Annotated in this window: 15 protein-coding genes; 5 read left to right on the forward strand and 10 right to left on the reverse strand. The window is 31.9% G+C overall.

The window, feature by feature from the left end; all coding sequences use genetic code 11:
- The first annotated feature begins 161 nt into the window (after positions 1–161).
- Positions 162–2,198, forward strand: a complete 2,037-nt coding sequence (locus F0000_RS18725) for a carbohydrate-binding protein (RefSeq protein WP_223148922.1) — start codon at positions 162–164, stop codon at positions 2,196–2,198.
- Positions 2,199–2,566: 368 nt separating this feature from the next.
- Here F0000_RS18725 and F0000_RS18730 read toward each other — a convergent pair whose 3' ends face one another.
- The 3 genes from F0000_RS18730 to F0000_RS18740 are packed head-to-tail and all read right to left on the reverse strand — an operon-like array spanning position 2,567 to position 4,485.
- On the reverse strand, positions 2,567–3,166 hold the full coding sequence (locus F0000_RS18730) for a hypothetical protein (RefSeq protein ID WP_149626258.1): 600 nt from the start codon (positions 3,164–3,166) through the stop codon (positions 2,567–2,569).
- The gene (locus F0000_RS18735) at positions 3,159–3,653 is read right to left on the reverse strand and encodes an RNA polymerase sigma factor (RefSeq protein ID WP_149626259.1); all 495 of its coding nucleotides are present in this window, start codon (positions 3,651–3,653) and stop codon (positions 3,159–3,161) included. Before F0000_RS18735 ends, F0000_RS18730 begins: the two co-directional genes overlap by 8 nt.
- Positions 3,646–4,485, reverse strand: coding sequence for an alpha/beta fold hydrolase (locus F0000_RS18740; protein WP_149626260.1), 840 nt, complete (start codon positions 4,483–4,485; stop codon positions 3,646–3,648). Before F0000_RS18740 ends, F0000_RS18735 begins: the two co-directional genes overlap by 8 nt.
- Positions 4,486–4,765: 280 nt before the next feature.
- On the opposite strand from F0000_RS18740, the gene F0000_RS18745 reads away from it, so the two are divergent.
- The 3 genes from F0000_RS18745 (at position 4,766) to F0000_RS18755 (ending at position 8,506) form a co-directional block, all read left to right on the forward strand.
- On the forward strand, positions 4,766–5,716 hold the full coding sequence (locus tag F0000_RS18745) for a hypothetical protein (RefSeq protein WP_149626261.1): 951 nt from the start codon (positions 4,766–4,768) through the stop codon (positions 5,714–5,716).
- Positions 5,717–5,953: 237 nt separating this feature from the next.
- A complete protein-coding gene (locus tag F0000_RS18750) occupies positions 5,954–7,063 on the forward strand; it encodes a hypothetical protein (RefSeq protein WP_149626262.1) in 1,110 nt (369 codons plus the stop codon).
- Positions 7,064–7,444: 381 nt separating this feature from the next.
- Positions 7,445–8,506: an Ig-like domain-containing protein gene (locus F0000_RS18755; RefSeq protein ID WP_149626263.1), complete on the forward strand. Its 1,062-nt coding sequence runs from the start codon at positions 7,445–7,447 to the stop codon at positions 8,504–8,506.
- A 231-nt stretch (positions 8,507–8,737) separates the two neighbouring features.
- Here F0000_RS18755 and F0000_RS18760 read toward each other — a convergent pair whose 3' ends face one another.
- Together F0000_RS18760 and F0000_RS18765 are read right to left on the reverse strand one after the other, a co-directional pair.
- Complete coding sequence (locus F0000_RS18760) at positions 8,738–9,235, reverse strand: YdeI/OmpD-associated family protein (RefSeq protein WP_149626264.1); 498 nt, start codon at positions 9,233–9,235, stop codon at positions 8,738–8,740.
- Positions 9,236–9,334: 99 nt separating this feature from the next.
- The gene (locus tag F0000_RS18765; protein ID WP_149626265.1) at positions 9,335–9,961 is read right to left on the reverse strand and encodes a GyrI-like domain-containing protein; all 627 of its coding nucleotides are present in this window, start codon (positions 9,959–9,961) and stop codon (positions 9,335–9,337) included.
- A 1,181-nt stretch (positions 9,962–11,142) separates the two neighbouring features.
- On the opposite strand from F0000_RS18765, the gene F0000_RS18770 reads away from it, so the two are divergent.
- Positions 11,143–11,652 carry an RNA polymerase sigma factor gene (locus F0000_RS18770; protein ID WP_149626266.1) on the forward strand — a complete coding sequence of 170 codons (510 nt, stop codon included), beginning with the start codon at positions 11,143–11,145 and terminating at the stop codon, positions 11,650–11,652.
- 338 nt (positions 11,653–11,990) lie between these two features.
- Here F0000_RS18770 and F0000_RS18775 read toward each other — a convergent pair whose 3' ends face one another.
- The 5 genes from F0000_RS18775 to F0000_RS18795 all read right to left on the reverse strand — a co-directional run bounded on the left by F0000_RS18775 (position 11,991) and on the right by F0000_RS18795 (position 18,945).
- Complete coding sequence (locus F0000_RS18775; RefSeq protein WP_149626267.1) at positions 11,991–13,400, reverse strand: T9SS type A sorting domain-containing protein; 1,410 nt, start codon at positions 13,398–13,400, stop codon at positions 11,991–11,993.
- 1,779 nt (positions 13,401–15,179) lie between these two features.
- Positions 15,180–16,457, reverse strand: a complete 1,278-nt coding sequence (locus tag F0000_RS18780) for an RNA polymerase sigma factor (protein ID WP_149626268.1) — start codon at positions 16,455–16,457, stop codon at positions 15,180–15,182.
- Between the two features lie 10 nt (positions 16,458–16,467).
- Positions 16,468–16,812 (reverse strand): YciI family protein, encoded by a 345-nt coding sequence (locus F0000_RS18785; protein WP_149626269.1) that lies wholly within the window; start codon positions 16,810–16,812, stop codon positions 16,468–16,470.
- Positions 16,813–17,212: 400 nt separating this feature from the next.
- Positions 17,213–17,560, reverse strand: a complete 348-nt coding sequence (locus F0000_RS18790; RefSeq protein ID WP_149626270.1) for a YciI family protein — start codon at positions 17,558–17,560, stop codon at positions 17,213–17,215.
- 704 nt (positions 17,561–18,264) lie between these two features.
- Positions 18,265–18,945, reverse strand: coding sequence for a 2'-5' RNA ligase family protein (locus F0000_RS18795; protein ID WP_255452804.1), 681 nt, complete (start codon positions 18,943–18,945; stop codon positions 18,265–18,267).
- Positions 18,946–18,952 lie beyond the last annotated feature (7 nt).

Consider the following 18,952-nt stretch of genomic DNA (forward strand, 5'->3'; position numbering starts at 1 on the left):
CCCATATAAAAAGAAAGTCTTTTCTTATTTTTGAAAACTATTATGTGAATATCGTTTGCAACAAATAGAAAACCTATCCTCTTAAACCCTGAAAGTAAGTAAAGAATTAACTTTTTTAAAGAAGTTAATTTTAAAAAATCCAACTAACTAAAAACAAACTCATGAAATTATTGTACACTTTTGTCTTTTTTTCTTTTCCGCTACTACTACAATCGCAGACATTTGGCGGTGTAGTTATAGATCAAGATACTGGAAATCCTCTCAAAGATGTTAGCATTCGTCTTATCGAAGATGATATGGAGCAAGTTACATCTGATGATGGTACTTTTTCTTTTGCCATAAACTCTAGCGAAAACAAAACGCTTCAATTAAACAAAGAAGGATACGTTTTTGAAGATCTTAGAAATCTTGCTCCTGCCACAAATCTGAATATTTCGTTAAGAACTAAAAAGATTAGTTCGGCTACACTTCGTTGGCAAAACTACCTTACCTCATGTGCTGCTTATAATAGTCCTAACATACCTGAAGAGCCCACTTGGGATGTAGAGTTTACAGAAACTGATTTGACTGGTGATTTTGCTGCAAACGCTACCTATACAAGAAGAGATCCTAGTGCAGTTATTGAACATAATGGTATGTATTATGTTTGGTATACTTATAAACTATCTGAGACTTCTACTTATTTTGGTACAAGTAATGTTAATGACAACGTATTTCCCTGGGATCATGCAGATATATATTACGCATCTTCTCCAGATGGGTATCAATGGACAGAGCAAGGAGCAGCGGTATCGAGAGGCCCTTCAGGATCTTATGATGATAGATCAGCATTTACTCCAGAAATTTTTGTGCATCAGGGAAAGTTTTATTTGATTTATCAAGCGGTAAAACATCCATACATAGAGCGCGTAAAAAATACAGTTGCAATGGCAGTAGCTGATACACCGAACGGTCCCTGGACAAAATTAGATGAGCCTATTCTTAGACCAACGGATAATGGTATATGGCAAGATGGTTCTACCAGTCGTTTTGATGTTATAGAGAAAGGTGATTTTGATAGTCATAAGGTACACGATCCTTGTCTGCGTTTTTATAAAGATAAATTCTACTTGTATTATAAAGGAGAGCGCATGGGTGAAGAAAAATTCTGTGGAGAAAGAGAAATCAGATGGGGAGTTGCTATTGCTGATCAACCAACAGGTCCTTATGTAAAATCAGAATACAACCCTATCACAACCACCGGACATGAAGTAAGTGTCTGGAATTATGATGATGGTATTGCCATTATCCAAAAATTAGACGGCCCCGAAGTTGGTAGTATACAATATGCCACAGATGGAATAAATTTTGAAATGATGGGAAAAGCTACCCACGTTCCTGATGCTTTAGGAATCTTTAGACCTGCTAGTGAAGGAAATTCTCCAAGATCTGGAGTTTCCTGGGGATTATGCCATGTCCTGAGATGGGATCAAATACAGGGTGGATGGATGTTTTTAAAACGTTTTGATCTGGTAAATCCTCCAACAGATACCAATGGTTTGGTCATTGAAGCAGAAGATTTTTTAAATACAGGAACCGATGGCACTCTTACACCAGGAGGTTTTGATGGTGTAAATGCTACCGCTACAGGAGTTAATTATGTCAATACTCTTGATTGGATGGAGTTTGATGTTACTTTTCCAGAAGATGGAGCATATGAACTTACTTATTTCATTAGTACTCCTAATGATAATACCGCAGTACAAATGCTGATAGATGGACAAGTTATTGCAAATAATACTGTGACTAATAATGGAGAATGGGAGGAATTTTACCCATTAAAAAACCCAGATCTAATTGTTATTGATGCAGGTACCTATAGGATAAGAGTGGTTGCTAATGGAAGTAATGACTGGCAATGGAATATGGACAAATTTCAATTTGTAAAGGATGATAGTGGTACATTAGGAGTTGAATCAGAAGAATTAGATGCATTAACAGTGTTTCCTAATCCGGCAAACTCATTAATCTCAATACCAAATATTAAAAAATCAACTAACTATTCAATATATAACATACAGGGTATTGCAGTCGGTAACGGAATCATAAAACCCGGTAGTCCATCTATTCAAATTTCTTCTTTACCAAAGGGTGCTTATATTTTGACATTAAAAGATGATGGTAACAAGGAGAAATCAACCATGATTATCAAAAAATAAGATTATATTTTCTGATTCTCTTGGATATAGAGGAATCATTAATCGAACTCATCTTGAGTACTGCTTTGACCTAGAAAATTTACATTTTCGGTTAAAAACTACTACTCAAGATAAGTTCATTACAAAACCATTCTAGATATTAAATTCCAGGGTGGTTTTTGTTATGGAAGTAGTTTTTACTTTCTCTTAAGGCACTTTTGTTAAATACCAAGTATCCTGTGAATTCACTCGATAATCGAGATTTAAATGCTGCGGCCTGCTTCAAAATCAAAATATTTTTTTCAATAACTGCCTTGTGGGCTTGCCCAGAGATAGTTTACTTGAATAAAACTTTCTCTTTTTTTGTATCATTTACATTCGTTTTCTTCCTATGTTTTTTCTATAATATGCTTTCTTAATTTTACCATATCCAAAAGTATTTGTATCTCTTTTTTGATATTCTTTCTGATAACTTTAATCAATATGAAAGCTCCTACAATATATGAAGTGCATATAAATACTAAATACCAGTTTTTTAAGTATACGCTAAATTCTGGAGTGATCATATAGAAGCCAATCGTATACATTATAATGATAGCAATTGTTACTGGTCCGTGAATAGTCTTCCTAAATCTGTAAAATGACATGGTATCATTAGTCGTTTTTAAGGTAGTATGTATCAAACGTATTCTTTTTGATTTTTTTATACTAATAATTTCAATAATAATTCTGATTAGTAATCCTCCTGTCATAAGCCCTACTCCTATTCTACTTACAACTCTTTCTACGGGAGCTACAAAATAGAAGAAAGCACTTATTCCTATAAGCGTGCATAATAATATGATACTATTACCGTAATAAAAATGCACACTCCATCTCTTTTTCACCTGTATATCAACAAGAGTTTGTTCCATTATCCGTTCGGTATTTTCAATCCCTATTTTGCCTTTTTTCCATTGATTTTGCAATACTTCAAATTCATTACTCATGATCTAATATTTTTTTAAGTCTTTTTTTAATTCTATGAATTTTTACACGCACATTGGTTGGTTTGATCCCAATAACTTCGGCTATATCTTCATACTCTTGCCCATCAAGTACCATCATAATTAATAACCGATCTAGTTCTTCTAATTTACCAATAGCGCGATATAAATTTTTATTTTGGTCGATTCTGGAATCATATGAAGTATCTGCCAGAACATGTGCTATTTTTTCTATAGAAACCTTGGTTTTCTTTTTCTCTTTTCTGATATATTGGAGGCAAGTATTTACGGTAATTCGATATATCCATGTTTTATATTTTGATTCCCCTTTAAAACTATGCAGAGCATTCCAGATATTAATACATACTTCTTGTGATAAATCATTTGCTTGTTCAAGGTTTCCTTTCATATATCCCAGGCATATCTGTAGAATCATAGGATAACATTCATGATATATTGATTCAAAAAGTTGTTGCTTCTTTTTACTCATGTACCAGAAAAGAATTTACTTTTTTATAAAATAACGCTGGTTGATCAAACATAATAAAGTGTTTACTATCCGGTACCATTATGATGGTTTTCTTGGATAAAGTAGCATATTGTTTCTCATAATTTGCTTTTGCTATTTCTATGGTAGGGAAAGCGGCTCCCAAAATCAATGTTTTTGCTTCTACTTTATTTAATACTTTCCTTAAATCTAATTTTAACAAATCGGTGTATCCATATACATATGTCTTTCGATCAGCTTCCATAATCCAATGCTCCAAAATATCGATTTTATCCTTTTTATTAGTCATATTTTGTGCCATCATCCTCGCAGTTTGTCTAAACTGAATAGTATCCATAGCCATCATCTGCTCATTATAAGGGCTTTTGTATTGAATTTTATTTTCTGGAACTCCTGGCATCATAAGCTCACGCATACAGGGAATAGAATCTACAATGACCAAACTCTCTATTTTTTTAGGTAATGCGACTGCAATATCGATTGCTAAATTTCCTCCCATACTATGCCCAATGATTTGTACATTAGTTAAGTTATTAGTTTTTATATAATCGATCAATTCATTTTTAATAGTATCATACCAAGGCATTTCTATTGGCGCATTGCCATTAAACCCTGCATAGGATATCAAATAACTTTTGTGATTTCCTTGTAACTGATGAACGGTTTCTTTCCAAATTGAACCTGGATTTGTAAAACCTGGTAAGAATAATACTGGATCCCCTTTTCCTATTATTTCTACTTTAATTGCTGTAGTCTGACTAAATCCCAAATTAATAACCGCTAATAATAAAAATATAATTCTAAAATTCTTCATAATATTTTGTTTGTAAAGTTTTCTCTTTGATGCAAGATCATAACAATTGTTACACCTGATCTCAAAAAAAATTAAAAAAAATGCTAGCTTTAGACAATAATCAGGATAAATAACTGATTTACTATTAGTTGCAACAAGAAAAGTAGTTTTATTTTTTTGTACTTCATAACAGCATTAGGAAATAAGAAAAATCCGAGAATTGAGTCAAAAAGAGCATTTTTATAACGAATTGAAAAAAAATAAACCATTCTATAAAAAAATAATATCAAAAATAAATACCATGGAATATATACGGTCACTATTAATGCTACCATTCCTGACTATTTCATTCCTACAGGCACAAGGGGAATTATCACAGGCAGGGTATATCGAATTGACTTCTGATGAATATGAAAAGATTTCAGAAATAAATAAAGAGAATAAATTACATGGCAACTATTATATACGAGAGTTTTCTGACAAAAAATTAATAAACATAAGAAAGATCTCTTATAAAAAAGGAAAAAAACATGGAGAATGGTTACATTTTTTAACCTTTACTAAAAGAGGTATTGATCTATCAACCATAGAAAACTATGAAGATGACCTAAGAAACGGATATTATTATAACTCTGATAATGGTTTTACTTTTACAGAAGAAGGATCCTATAAAAAAGGAAAAAAAGAAGGCTTATGGCTCATCACAAAAGGAGGGTCTAAAGAAAAAATCTTATACAAAGATGGTCAAAAACATGGAAAATACTGGAGGCAAGATGCATCTGGAGTGATCATTAATGGACAATACAAGAAAGACAAGAAACACGGTAACTGGACTATACAGGATCTCTCTGGAAATACAGTGCAGCCTAAAGATAACCAAAACCCAGATTCCTCTGTGAAATCAGACATTACTCAGTTACATACAATCAATAACGTTAACCTACTAAAAGGTATCATTTTAAAACCGGATAAAACCCCTGTGTCTATAGCTGTTATCCGTCTTGTTATAAACGAAGCTACCTGTGCATACGATTATTCTGATTTTAATGGAAAATTCAGTATTAAAACTGATAGCACAAAGGTTACAGAAGACAGCTATTTTGAAATTGTCATTGAAGGCCATCCCAAAAAAACAGTTCCTTTTCATGGGTTTTCTAATAATGGATCTATCAGTCTTGACAAAAAAGGAAAAAAGATCACCTACGAAGAATATCGTGCGTATTATGAATCCGCAAAAAACTGTAATCTATAAATCTACTTAGTTTATTAGATCATCCACAAATGAAATCATCTGCCAACATCATTTCTTTTTGTATCAAAGAAAGCAACTTCATTATCGTGCAACGATGATAAGCTGTTTTTTATGTTTTCACCCCAGAACAACACCTGCAAAATACTATAAATGAATGTATTGGCATTTCTTTAACTGATAGCTTTACCCATTTTACTTAATTTTAAGCACAATGATCTATTTTTTAAATTTTATAGTATGAAAACGTATATCCCTTTTGTTTTTTTATTGATCTTCTCTTTTTCCGGAAATATAGCGAATGCCGACCCTTCGTTAAAATCAAATTTTACCACAGGTGATCCTGATATTATCGCTATCAATAAAATGACTTTCGGACCTGAAGGTATTTTATTTATTGGTGATAGCAAATCAGCTCAAATAGTTGCAATCGATGTAAGTAACCATCCCAAAGTCGATAATTCTAAAGTAAAAATTGAGCTATTGGATACATTAATTGCAGACCTGTTAGGTACATCTGTCGATCAGATACAAATTACAGATATGGCTGTGAATCCGGAAAATAACAATATTTACATCTCTGTCCATCACGGTTCTGGTATTCCGATCTTGCTGAGAGTAGAAAACAATACGCTAAAACAAGTACCGCTGGATAGTATATCGCATAGTAAAACTACATTAATCGATCCGGTCGGCGTAGAAACCGAAGATAAAAGAGGAAGAAAACTGCGCAAGTGGGCGGTAGCAGATATGAAATATTCTTCAGGAAAAGTACTACTTTCTGGTTTGAGTAATAAAGAATTTGCTTCTACCTTTAGAGCTATTGATTTTCCTTTTTCTAAAAAGCAAAATTACGGGTCTTTGGAGATTTATCACGCTGCTCACGGACAATATGAAACTCATGCTCCTATAAAAACTTTTATTACCACAAATATCAAAGGAAGCTCTCATATAATCGCAGGGTATACCTGTACACCTTTGGTAATTTTTCCCATGGATAAAATTAAACCGGGAACACATCAAAAAGGCAGAACTGTAGCTGAGTTAGGTAGTGGAAACTCTCCAGTAGATATGATAGAAGTTGAAAATGAGGGAAAACGCTATTTACTTATCGCTAATAACAATAGACCACTAATGAAAATGGAATTCAAAGATCTGGAGGCTTTTGATGGATCTCTAACCACTCCTGTTACTAAAAAAGGAGCCGCTGTTGGAGTAGCATATGTAAATCTACCTTTTGTAAATGTACAGCAACTGGATAAACTTGGCGATAAAGACTTTCTCATTATAAAAAGAGAAGCTGATGGTAATTTGGTTTTAAAAACAGGAAATCGTTGGTGGATCCAGTAGTGAAGGTTATTTATGGGGTGTATTCAATTATTATCGTAGAAGAAAAAACCGTCAATTCGAGACATCTAATAAAAATTTTATCCAGCGTTTAAATTGATGTGTGCAAAAAAAATATCAGAGTGATCAGAGAATTATCGAGGTAAGTCACATATCATACAACGAGTTGAAGAACACATCCGTGGTAATACTTTAACAAAAGAAAAGTGTGTCAAGAATAGATTCTAAAACCCAAAACGCTTGTTTTGGATACAAAATTTTTATCAGAATTTCAATACAAACTAATACGTTTGTAATTAAATCGGAATCAGATTTTTATTTTGAACTATGAACGAAAAAGAGGAATTTTTAATGAGTCATTTTAAATAGAAAATACCATATGGTATGAGAATATATATCTTTTTTATAATACTACTCATTTATCATACTTCAGAGATGTTTGCACAGACACCTCTGGATTTTACTTTTAGCCAGAATGAAATTATTGTACCCAGAAGAAATGCTCCATTCGATGAACTGAAGGTATATCGAGGAGAAATTTCTGGAGACAAACTTTTTTCTACAAATGCAATACTAGGAAAAATCGTAACTGAAGATATTCAACTACGGTTTATTCCTGTAATACCCTTTGGGCAACATCAAAAATATACGCTTTTTTATGACGGTATCATAGATTACTTTACCATCAATATTCCTAATGACTACACATATCTTACTGTACAATCTATATATCCATCTGATAAAATGCTTCCTGCCAATTTACTAAAATGGTATGTCCGGTTTTCTAAACCAGTTAATGAAGCTTTTATATATGATCATATACAATTCATAAACGCCAGAGGTGATACACTACATAATCCGATTTTACATATAGAAAATGCGCTGCTATCGGATCAAAATACGCTATTAACTATATGGATAGATCCTGGTCGTCAAAAACGTGATCTAAGTCCTAATATAAAATTAGGTGCCGTTTTTAAAAAGAATAACTCATATACATTAATTATTTCAAAAAAATTGAAAGATCATCAAGGTATTCCTATGCAACAAAATTTCAACCATCAATTCAATATTACTGAAGCTGATCGTATACAACCTAATATAGACTTTTGGAAAATACAAACACCAAAAGCGGACTCAAAGGCAGATTTGATTATTAATTGCGAGGAATCATTGGATTATGGAAGTAGTCTGGAAGGGGTACTACTAACCAATTCTATAGAAGGAACTGTTCCCGGAAACTGGAAACTTATTGATCACGAATCTGTATTTGTTTTCACCCCCGCAGATACATGGCGCAGTGGCAGATATACAATTTCTTTTGATAAAAATATCGAAGATCTCGCTGGTAATAATTTAGAACGATTGTTTGATAGCGATATCACCAATCATGCCAATACAGGTCTTAACAAAAAAGAATACAAAATTGCATTTACCATCCGGTAAATTATGTTGGGGCGAGCCTCGAAGTATTTAAATCTCGATTATCGAGTAAAAACGGATACACTCAGAGGTTCTAAATATATTAGAATCTACTACTTTTATTTGGATTTTTTTTAAAATCATAATTACATCATTATCTGAATAATCAAAGGTTGTACAACCTTTTTTCACATAAAGTTGTATACAAAAAAACAGTTAGTCTGGATATCGATATGATACAGATCAATAGAGTCATTACATTTTTTCTTTATCATAAAATCTTAATTTTTTCTGCACGCGATCCATCATCCTAAGAATTCTATTTGCTTTTGTTTCGTCTGTTTTTGCAGCATATACCCAATCCAAATATGTTTTCTGTTCCCCTTCTGTAAAGGATAAAAAGGTTTCTAGCACTTTTTTGGATTCCTGAGTAAAACAATCTATAATTTCTGAGGGTATTTGGAGTTTTGAATGATCAGAATATAGAATCACATTTACATAATCTCCTGCCTGTTTTTTAATTTTATTTCTAATTTCTGCTCTTACGGGAAGAAATAATTTTCCATTTCCCATAGGCATTAATTTATACTGCCTTAGCTCAAAACCATCTATAAAACCTTTGACTTTTACCCATCCAAAAGGTTTTTTTTTATTTTGAAGAACTTCAGGTATTTCTGCATACGTCCATCCTCCTTTTCCCGAGAATTTACATAATAAGTATTCTGAATTAACTAATGGTTTTTCTGTATCCATAAAATATTTTGATTCTCCTCTATTTTTTATGTATAGTCATCTGCACAAACTACCTGCACTTAAATAACACCATTTGTTGTTCGGTATAAAATCTTAAAATCATTTTTTGACTTTAAACCTGAGCACAGTTTTTAACTTTTCTGTACGTACTCTTCTAAAGTCTGACAAGTAGATTTCCCGATGTTTCTTTGATACCCTAAAGAGGCTTTCCTTTTTCCCAAATTCCTCCATTAAACTAAAACTTTCATTTTCCTTATCATATGATCCCAAATGCATTATTTGAATGCATTTTCCTTCCTTTATGCTTTCAAATTTAACGCTCTCTAATAGTTCATTTGGTTTTTTATCTTGCGTCTGATCTATTACTTTTTTAACAAATTCATCATCGACAAAACCGGGTTGTCTAATCATTAGTTTAAAAATCAGGTCTTTCTTATCAATAATACCTTTAAAAGTTTTTTTTGCTTGTTTATTAATATCCCAAACACCTTCTAATGGATACACCGTGTAGTCCATATATCCTTCAAAGGTTCCTTCTTTTTTTAAATTCATTTTTATAGCATAAGAAATTGAATACAAAACCTTAATAAATTCAGGAAAAAACTTACTATTAGGATTTCCTTCTCCTGTGATAGTCAGAAATTTATATTCGGGGATTTCAATCACTTCCGGCTCGTTTCCAGGCATATAAATTTTCTTTTCTTTTTTTCTCCATTCGTTTTTCATGACAATACTTTAGATAGCTTTTATAGTATTACAAAAATATGATGAAGGAGTGACAACTGTATGTCAGGTATATTTTAAAAACAAACATAATACCAGTTCTTAGATGAAACTACCGTAAACTGAATCAAATTATTCTTTAATTCAGACAAGAAAGAAATGATTTTAGTAGATAACTTCATTTAAGACTGGTATACAATACACTTTGGTATGCAATACTATTAGAAGTAATATCACTTCTGGTATTTAAAAAATACTCAATTAACATACAGTTATTTCTGTTTAGGTAAAAAATATAATTGAAGTGTAAACATAGCTAATACTTTTTATATTTTGAACTCATCTTGAGTAGTGGTTTTTAACCAAAAAGGTTGGATTTTTTACTATAATGAAGTAGTTTTTTTTCAGAATAGCCATAGCTACGGTTAAAAAAATAGACAAAATTAAAGTGCAAAATGTAAATTTTGTAGGTCAAAGCAGTACTCAAGGTAAATTCTTTGAAATATTAATGCAAAAGAGAAAATCTGAAGGAATAATTTTAAATCAGATTGGTAAACTACCGAATTAAAACACGATTTTGAATCCTTCTTATATAACAAACACGCTACTTTTCGTCCATAATACTTTGCGATAAAATAAAATTTTAGAATGTTAGTTAACTAACATTCTAAAATTTTATTTTTTATTAATATTACTAACACCAATTTTAAGTATATTATGAACAAATCGTTAATTTTTTACAGATATATTATCAAGTATATTATTTCCCTATTATATTCAAATAATCATTATACTGATACTACAGTAAATTTTCTTCTTTTAAAAAAAACAATAAATAAAAAACTCAGAAAAAACTAAACATACCAAAAACATTGATTTATTGGACTTTTACCTACTTATTCTTTTGATATTGATTCACTAAATCAAAAGAAACAGGATTCTTAAAATAGTAAGTTGCTTTTAGGTAGTTCTTTCTTACCTATTACAATCATTCAAGATATTCAAATTTCTTGTCCAATCTTATAATCATATAAAATTTAAAAAGCCAAAGGATTATTTCAAACTCAATTCAACGACTTTTACTATACTGCTTTTGAAAAAATTTACTAGCTGTCTAATAATAGACATCGATTCAATCAAAGCAGTATTAGTATCACCATTAAATAAATGTTTTCGAACTATCCATGAAAAAAAAATCCATCTGCGAAAAGAAAAACTTTGAAGCAATTTTTGATAAACATTCTGCATCTCTAAGAAATATCATTTACTATAAATATGGTGATATGGATCTTGCTGAAGATATTGTACAGGATGCCTACATAAAATTATGGCTAAATTGTAAAAAAGTACTTTTTGAAAAAGCCAAAGCCTACCTAATAACAGTTGCCAACAATAATTTATTAAATCATATTTTACATCAAAAAGTAATTCTCAAATATGAACAGAAACCACATTCAGAGATTGATCATCAAGATCCTCAGTTCTTAATTGAAGAAAAAGAATTTATGAAAAAACTAAAAAATGCAATCAATCAACTGCCTGAAAAGCAGCGTGAAGCCTTTTTATTATCAAGAATTGACAAAAAGACATATCGAGAAATCTCAGAAATTATTGGTGTTACTATTAAAGCTGTAGAGAAAAGAATACACTACGCTTTATTAAATCTAAAAGAAAGCTTAGGAGACATTTTATAAGTTTTTATATCATTTCACCATTAGACATGGTAGTGTTTCAACCTTTAGAGTACCCCAAAGAGTCATAAGATTTTTCTTATGGTCTTTTTATGTTTTATATATCTTTTTATCATTTCCCGATCTATACCACTAATCCTATTCTTTAATTAGTAAACTTAAAAAACATCAAAACTTTTAAAACATAACCACCGTCAGAGACGATGGTTTTTCATAAATAAACTACCTTGGGAAAAACTCACGAGGCATGTATTGAAAAAAATACATATCGATTCTGAGGCGTCTCAGAGGATTGAAGTCTCGGTTATCCAGCAAATAATTTTCTCTTCAATATAAGATTCTTAATTTTTTACAATTTTTTTAGTTACTATCCCTTTATTAGTTCTAATTGTAGCCATATATAATCCCGAATTAAGTTCTTTGATAGAGAATACAGAATTCTTTTTTCTAAGAACTTCATTTCCTTTTATATCATAAACAGTCACTTCTATAACTGGTATTGTAATATTCATCAAATCACTGCTTGGATTAGGAAAAATTTCAAACACATCAATTGCTAAATTATTTGTATCAAGTGTCTGTATCAAAATACAGGAAGATCTTTGGGTACATCCATTGACAGTAACATCTACTGCATAATTACCATTATTGCTAGCAGTAAATGACTGACCGGTTTCTCCCGATATTTCAGAATTCATATCACAATTAATCCATTGATAAGTAGCTCCTGTAGTATTTGCTGTTAATACTGGCACAGCACTATCGTCAACAGATGCATCTGGCAACACAAAAACCGCTACGTCATCACTGGCACTTGTGGAACATCCGTTACTATCTGTAAAACTATAGGTAATCGTATGCGTTCCGACACCTGCTACTGCAGGATCAAAAGAATAAGTCATCCCGTTTCCATCATCAGTTACTCCAGAACCCGAATATACGCCTCCGCTCGAAGTACCTCCTCCTAATCCGGATTGTACTCCTGCATCAACACAAAGATCTGATAGCGCCGTAAATGTTACAGTAGGCAACACAAACACCGCTACGTCATCACTGGCATTTCCTTCAGTAGACACATACGTAATCGTATGGGTTCCAATACCTGCTACTGCAGGATCAAAAGAATAAGTCATCCCGTTTCCATCGTCAGTTACACCAGAACCCGAATATACACCCCCAGTAGGAGTTCCTCCAGCTAATCCGGATTGTACACCGGCATCAATACAGAGATCTGCAAGAGCAATAAAAGCGGCTCCAGCATCAACAGTTACATCTGCCCCATAAAAACACTGTGTACCAAAAGCTGAGTTTGTCACAGAAACTGACAGTGTATTAGTCCCGCCAGAAGTAAAGGCGGCTGCAATTGCAGGTGTTATCGTTACAGAATAACTCTGAGGTATATTAGGGTCTCCCGAGATGGACTGACACGAGCAGCTCAACCCGGTAGCTGTTCCAGTAACAATAGAAACTCCATTTAAAAAAAACTCTACATTACCCGAACAAGCACCATAAATCAATAATGACATTGATTGTAATGCAGCTCCAGAGGGGTTTGTATCAATAAAAGATCCTAATTCTAAAGCAGGATTGCCATCAAGAACGCAATCAAATGTAGCATCTATTCCAGAATTAGGACATGTACCTCCAGAACCAGAATTATTTGTAGTATCTATAGTATAAGTCTGTGAAAATGCCTTGAACGACAATAAAAATACATAAATAAGAATTTGAAAAGAATAACTTTGTTTCATGAAATGTAAATTTTAAATTAGAATTCATTAAGATTTGTTTCTTATTTAGACAAAAATACTTCTAGCCTCTTTTATACTAACAATACAGTAATAAGGGACATTCTAATTCGATATAAACCCGGCTTATTAATTGTTTAGTAATTAATGCTATTTGTAATTACGTTCAGGCCCTATTAATAAAGGTTAAAAAAAAAATACAAACTAAATAACAAGCTATTAATAAAAATTAGAAAAGCTTTTTATTTAACAAAACGCAACATAACCAAAATATATTTACGCATAAATAAATAAACATCTGTCTATATCTAAGATATTAAATCTCAATCTAATTGACGTAATTTTCCCTCATTATTTTTTTTTAAAAAACCTGAAAATTAGCACAATAAATGACCCCACAGTAGAGCCCGAGGAATATCCAACGGAAGAAGGTTTATTTTTAGTTGACTGAAAAACTTATGTTTTTTTAACTTTACTCTTAATCCTGATGCAGAACTTCGAAGAATTCTATAGATTAAATTATACGATTTATAACTAAAAATTTCGCATATTCATCGTTTCTTTTTCCTTTCTACTTCGTTTAAAAAATAAACCGTAGCTATAGCTATGCTTGATTTTTTTGCCTTGCATAAAGAAAAAATAATTCAATGAATTTATACGAATTTTTTAATCACAAATCGTATTACAACACTTATAATAAGTATCATATACTAATGGGAAGATCCGTTTTTTAGACCTAATAAGATTTACATTCTTTTAATTCTGAGCTAGGTTTTATTTATAATATAAGTTTATGTGATGGTTAAAAACAGAACTATATTATTGCTGCTGACAATTTGTATTGTAAAATACGATATCCCATCTCGTCCATAAAAATAAGAGTATGTTTAAAAAGAATACAAATTGAAAATCAATAGTTTGAGGTTCTGAGGACACTTCAAATGATGAGAATATCGAGATATTTTAATTATTTGAAGTGAGCTCACGGTTCTTAAAATATTTTTTTTCAGGAAGTAAGGTGTTTAAACAAGCTCTAACCACTATACTTGTAATTTAGTTTTTTAAAACTTTTTAGATATGTTTATTCTCGAGGATAAAATTGAAATTACAATAATTACATCTTCTTTTAAGATGACCTCATTTAGACTTTTTTAATTGAGGGAAAAATTAGTTTTTTGCTCCCACTTTGTGTTTTTTCCTTCCGTAATGCTGCTATTGCTATGCAATTCAGAAATAGTTTTCAATTGGCAACAAAATCCAGAGTTTTCATTTAAGTCCAAAAAGTCTATATGAGTTGGTCATTTTTTTATATTATTGCTTATGCTTTTTTTCTCAAATTCTTTCCATCTTTTAATTGCTCTTACTCTTCTTTTTTTCTCTCCAATTATAGCCGAAATTGCTCTTAATAAAGCTAAAGCGAAAAATAATATAAATACCCAGATCATCTTTTAATTATAATTAGTTAGATTGTTAATGATTACATTGATAAAACATCCTACTACTACATAGTAGTACTATGTATATGTCATAAGATCATAATATGTTACCAGGTAATAGTTTTTTTTTATAAATGAAGAGGTTTACTAACTAAATTCTGATATAATGAACTCATCTTGAGTACTGCTTTGATCTACAAAATTTACATTTTGCACGCTAATTTTGTTGGTTTTTTAAACCATGGCTATGCTGAAAAAACTACTTCATTATATAGTACAAAAGCCAAACTTTTAGATTGAAAACCAATACTCAAGATGAGTTCAATGCCATTCCTCTGATTTAAAACTACCCATTCAAGTTTGTTATTTTTTGTTTCAGTAAACGTTTCTCAGGTTTTGATTGTGTTAGCTGTATTGCTTGTTGATAGTATGCAACTGCTTTACTTGATGCTTTTAAACGTTCATGGATTTCTCCCAAAATAGCATGATAAAGGTAATATTTGCTTATTATCTTATGATTTTGGATTTTTTTTATGGCTTCCAGAGCTTCATCAGGACCATTAAGTTCCAGCATCACTAAGCATCTGTTGAGAAAAACAACCGGATCATATGCTATAACTAGTAACAAGTCATAATATGTTAATATTTCTTTCCAGTTTGTATTTTCATAATTAGAGGCTATACAATGCTGATAGGCTATCGCTGCTTCCAGGTGATAGGTTGTAAGAGTTTTTCCAAAAGCTGCCTGATTCAGATACATACTCCCCAGGCTAATAAGTTCCTGATTCCAGCTATTTCTGTCCTGATCTGCTAAACGTATTAATGCTCCTTGTTCTGTAACCCTGCTATCTACTCTGGCTGCATGGAAACTCATAAGTGCCATTAACGCATATACTTCTGGAGTTTGGGTGCTTTTATTATCTAATAAGGATTTGCATAACCATAATGCTTGTGATATCAAATCTTTTCGTATTAATTGATCACTATGCGTAGAATTATATCCTTCATTAAACATAAGATATATAGTACGTAAAACCACGGCTGTTTTAGCATTTATTTCTTCGGGAAATGGTATTCTGGGGCGAATTTTATGTTTCCTGAAATATTCTTTAGTTCGGTACAATCTTTTAGAAATAGTATCTTCTGAAACAAGAAAGGATCTGGCTACTTCTTTAGTACTAAATCCGCAAAGAGATTTGAGGATGAATGTGATCTGGTTTTCTTGTGAGATATCAGGATGACAACAGGCATACATCATTGCTAAAAAATCATCTTGTATGTGCTGTTCTTTCCAAAAATTATCCATCGTAGTTGCCAGCGTATACTCTGAGATTAATAATTTTCGTTCCGGATCGGAGAAATCTATTGTTTTACTATGTTTTTTTCTGCGAATGATATCAATAGCTTTATTACGTGCTGTACGATACAACCATGCTTTTGGGTTTTCTGGCATTCCTCTATATTTCCAGGTTTCCAGAGCACTAATCAATGCATCTTGCACAACATCTTCTGCTAGTTCTATATTTTCTGTCCCAAATATTTTTATCAATACAGCAACCATCTTTCCAGACTCTTGTCTAAAAAGATTGTTCAAAGTTTTGTTTATATCTTCTTTTTTTTTCAAAAAGTATAGATTACACTAATGGGCTTATTTCCCGAATCTCCAGGCTACAATCAAACTCAAAACTAGGGCATTCTTTTGCTATCTTTGTTGCCAGATCCATTGAATCTGCTTTGATAAGCAGATATCCTCCTACAATCTCTTTACCTTCTGCAAACGGACGATCAGTTATTTTTTTTCCGCCCTCGGTCAGCGTAGCACCTTCATTCATTAATGGTTGACCTCCAACCAGTGTTTCCTCTTTTGCCAGAGTTCCCATCCATTGTTGCCAATCTTCCATATGTTTTTGCATTTCCTTTAGAGCGCTATTTTGATATTTCTCCTGTCCTCCTCTTATTAATATTAAAAATTCTTTCATCTGTTTACGTTTTATACCATTCTTTGAATTTACTGAAATATAATACGATTTATAACTAAAAATTTCGCATATTCATCGTTTCTTTTTCCTTTCTACTTCGTTTAAAAAATAAACCGTAGCTATAGCTATGCTTGATTTTTTTGCCTTGCATAAAGAAAAAATAATTCAATGAATTTATACTAATTTTTTAATCACAAATCGTATAATATACTTTTTTGCATCTTAATTTTTGAATAAAAAACACGATTTTCTTTTACAATAAACTACCTCAGGGTAGGCTCAAGAGCCATTTATTGAAAAAAACATTTCGAATTCGAGGCTAGCCTAGTAACATGTAAATCTCGATTGCCGAGTACATTCAACATATTGGTTATAATTTTGCACCTGATTTAGTATTTCTCTATGCTTTTACCGGCCAGACTTCTCTAACCTCAACAGATGTCTCCCACTGCAAACCTGGGCAGCCTTTTGCCATTTCTGTTGCTTCTTCCAGTGAGTTAGACGTTACTGTTACATATCCTCCGACGAGTTCTTTGGCTTCTGAAAGAGGTCTGTCAGTAATTTTTATAGTTCCGGGGTGAATTGTATTTCCTTGAGGATATAAACGTTCTGCTCCAACAAATTTTTCCTGCTGAGCCATTTCTCCGATCCATTGTTGCCATTCTTCCATGTGTTTCCCTTGTTCTTCTGGAGATTTGGCATCCCATACATCATCTCCTCCTTTAAAAAGGAACATAAATTGTTTCATAAGTCTATTTATTTTATGGTTTATATCATTTCTGATCTTATGACGAGTTGTTTTTCTCTATTTGGACAAAAAAACAACTTATTTTCAAAAAATTTTTAGCACTTCCATACATCTTGTCAAAATTAAAAAACCTGAGAAACCAGACCACTTGCACCTGACCTTTAGTCTCTCTACCCCCATACGACTATACTTCTACTTCTTACAGAAGTACTTCTAACCAGTCTTTTTATCCTTATTACCCCATTTTTAATGCCTCCTACCCCTTTTTATTTATGATGAAACCCTATTGGATAGGGGGTATCCCTATAACTTATTGGGTGCTTAGACCTTTGTAGATGGCATAGAACTATTTCAGGACGGTCTGGAACTACTTGTGCAAGAAGTAAAAGGCATCAAGCAAGGGGCTAGAGATATATCTTACCTTATTACCATAAGTATCTCTTATATATGTTCCTTCTTTGATTTAATACCATTTACCTTTTGAATTTACTGTAATAAAATGTTCTTTTTTCACCTCAGCTTCAGCATAAAAACAAACCCTGCTATGATTGATTTTTCTTATTCACCGAGATAAAAAAATCTTACGTTTCTTTTCCTGTAAATTCAAACAACAAATGCTATAACCAATATAATTATATCTTTTTATGATCTTTTCGAAATAAAAGCCATCCATAAAACAATGTTGAACTTTTGTCTTCTTATAATTAAATTCTAAAATCCTGTATTTTTTTCACATATCTTTCTCTTTGATACCAATCGTTATACACCAATTCTAACCTATCTGTATCAAAACTTCCAAAATCATACGTTATATATTCTTCTATAAGATCAAGAAACTCAAGTTTTTTTGATATTGGTTTTCTATAACGAACTACTGTAGCGTGTGCTGTGAGGATCGTATATCTTGTATCAATTGATTGTTCTAACCCAGAGTTCTTAAATTGTATTCTCAACCTATTTCTTATATCATTGAGGACTGGATTGCCAAAACCTTTTATCATCACACAAGAAGGAGATGCTGTAACTCCTTTACATTCTATTTTGATTTTTGAGGCATCTATCAGACTTTCTTGTATAATCTTGATATATCTATCTAATACTATATGGTTTAGGTCAAAACCTTCATAACAAGAGATTATAGATAAAACAGTAATATGGATATCTGAGTTTGGGTAATAGTACTGATCTGGTTCAATTTCTTTTAACTTGCTTAAAAACTTTTGGATATTATTTTTCACATTGATGGATGGTCGCAGCAAAAGAGTAATTCCAAATCTTTGATCTGAGTGAGCATCTATCAAACGATCAACCTGACAATTGTTTGATATAAAATAATGTTTTGTCTCTTCATAAAGCTTTTTATAATGTTCTTTGAGGTTTATCATTATTATA

The organism is Aquimarina sp. RZ0 (assembly GCF_008370685.1).
Classification (GTDB): Bacteria; Bacteroidota; Bacteroidia; order Flavobacteriales; family Flavobacteriaceae; genus Aquimarina.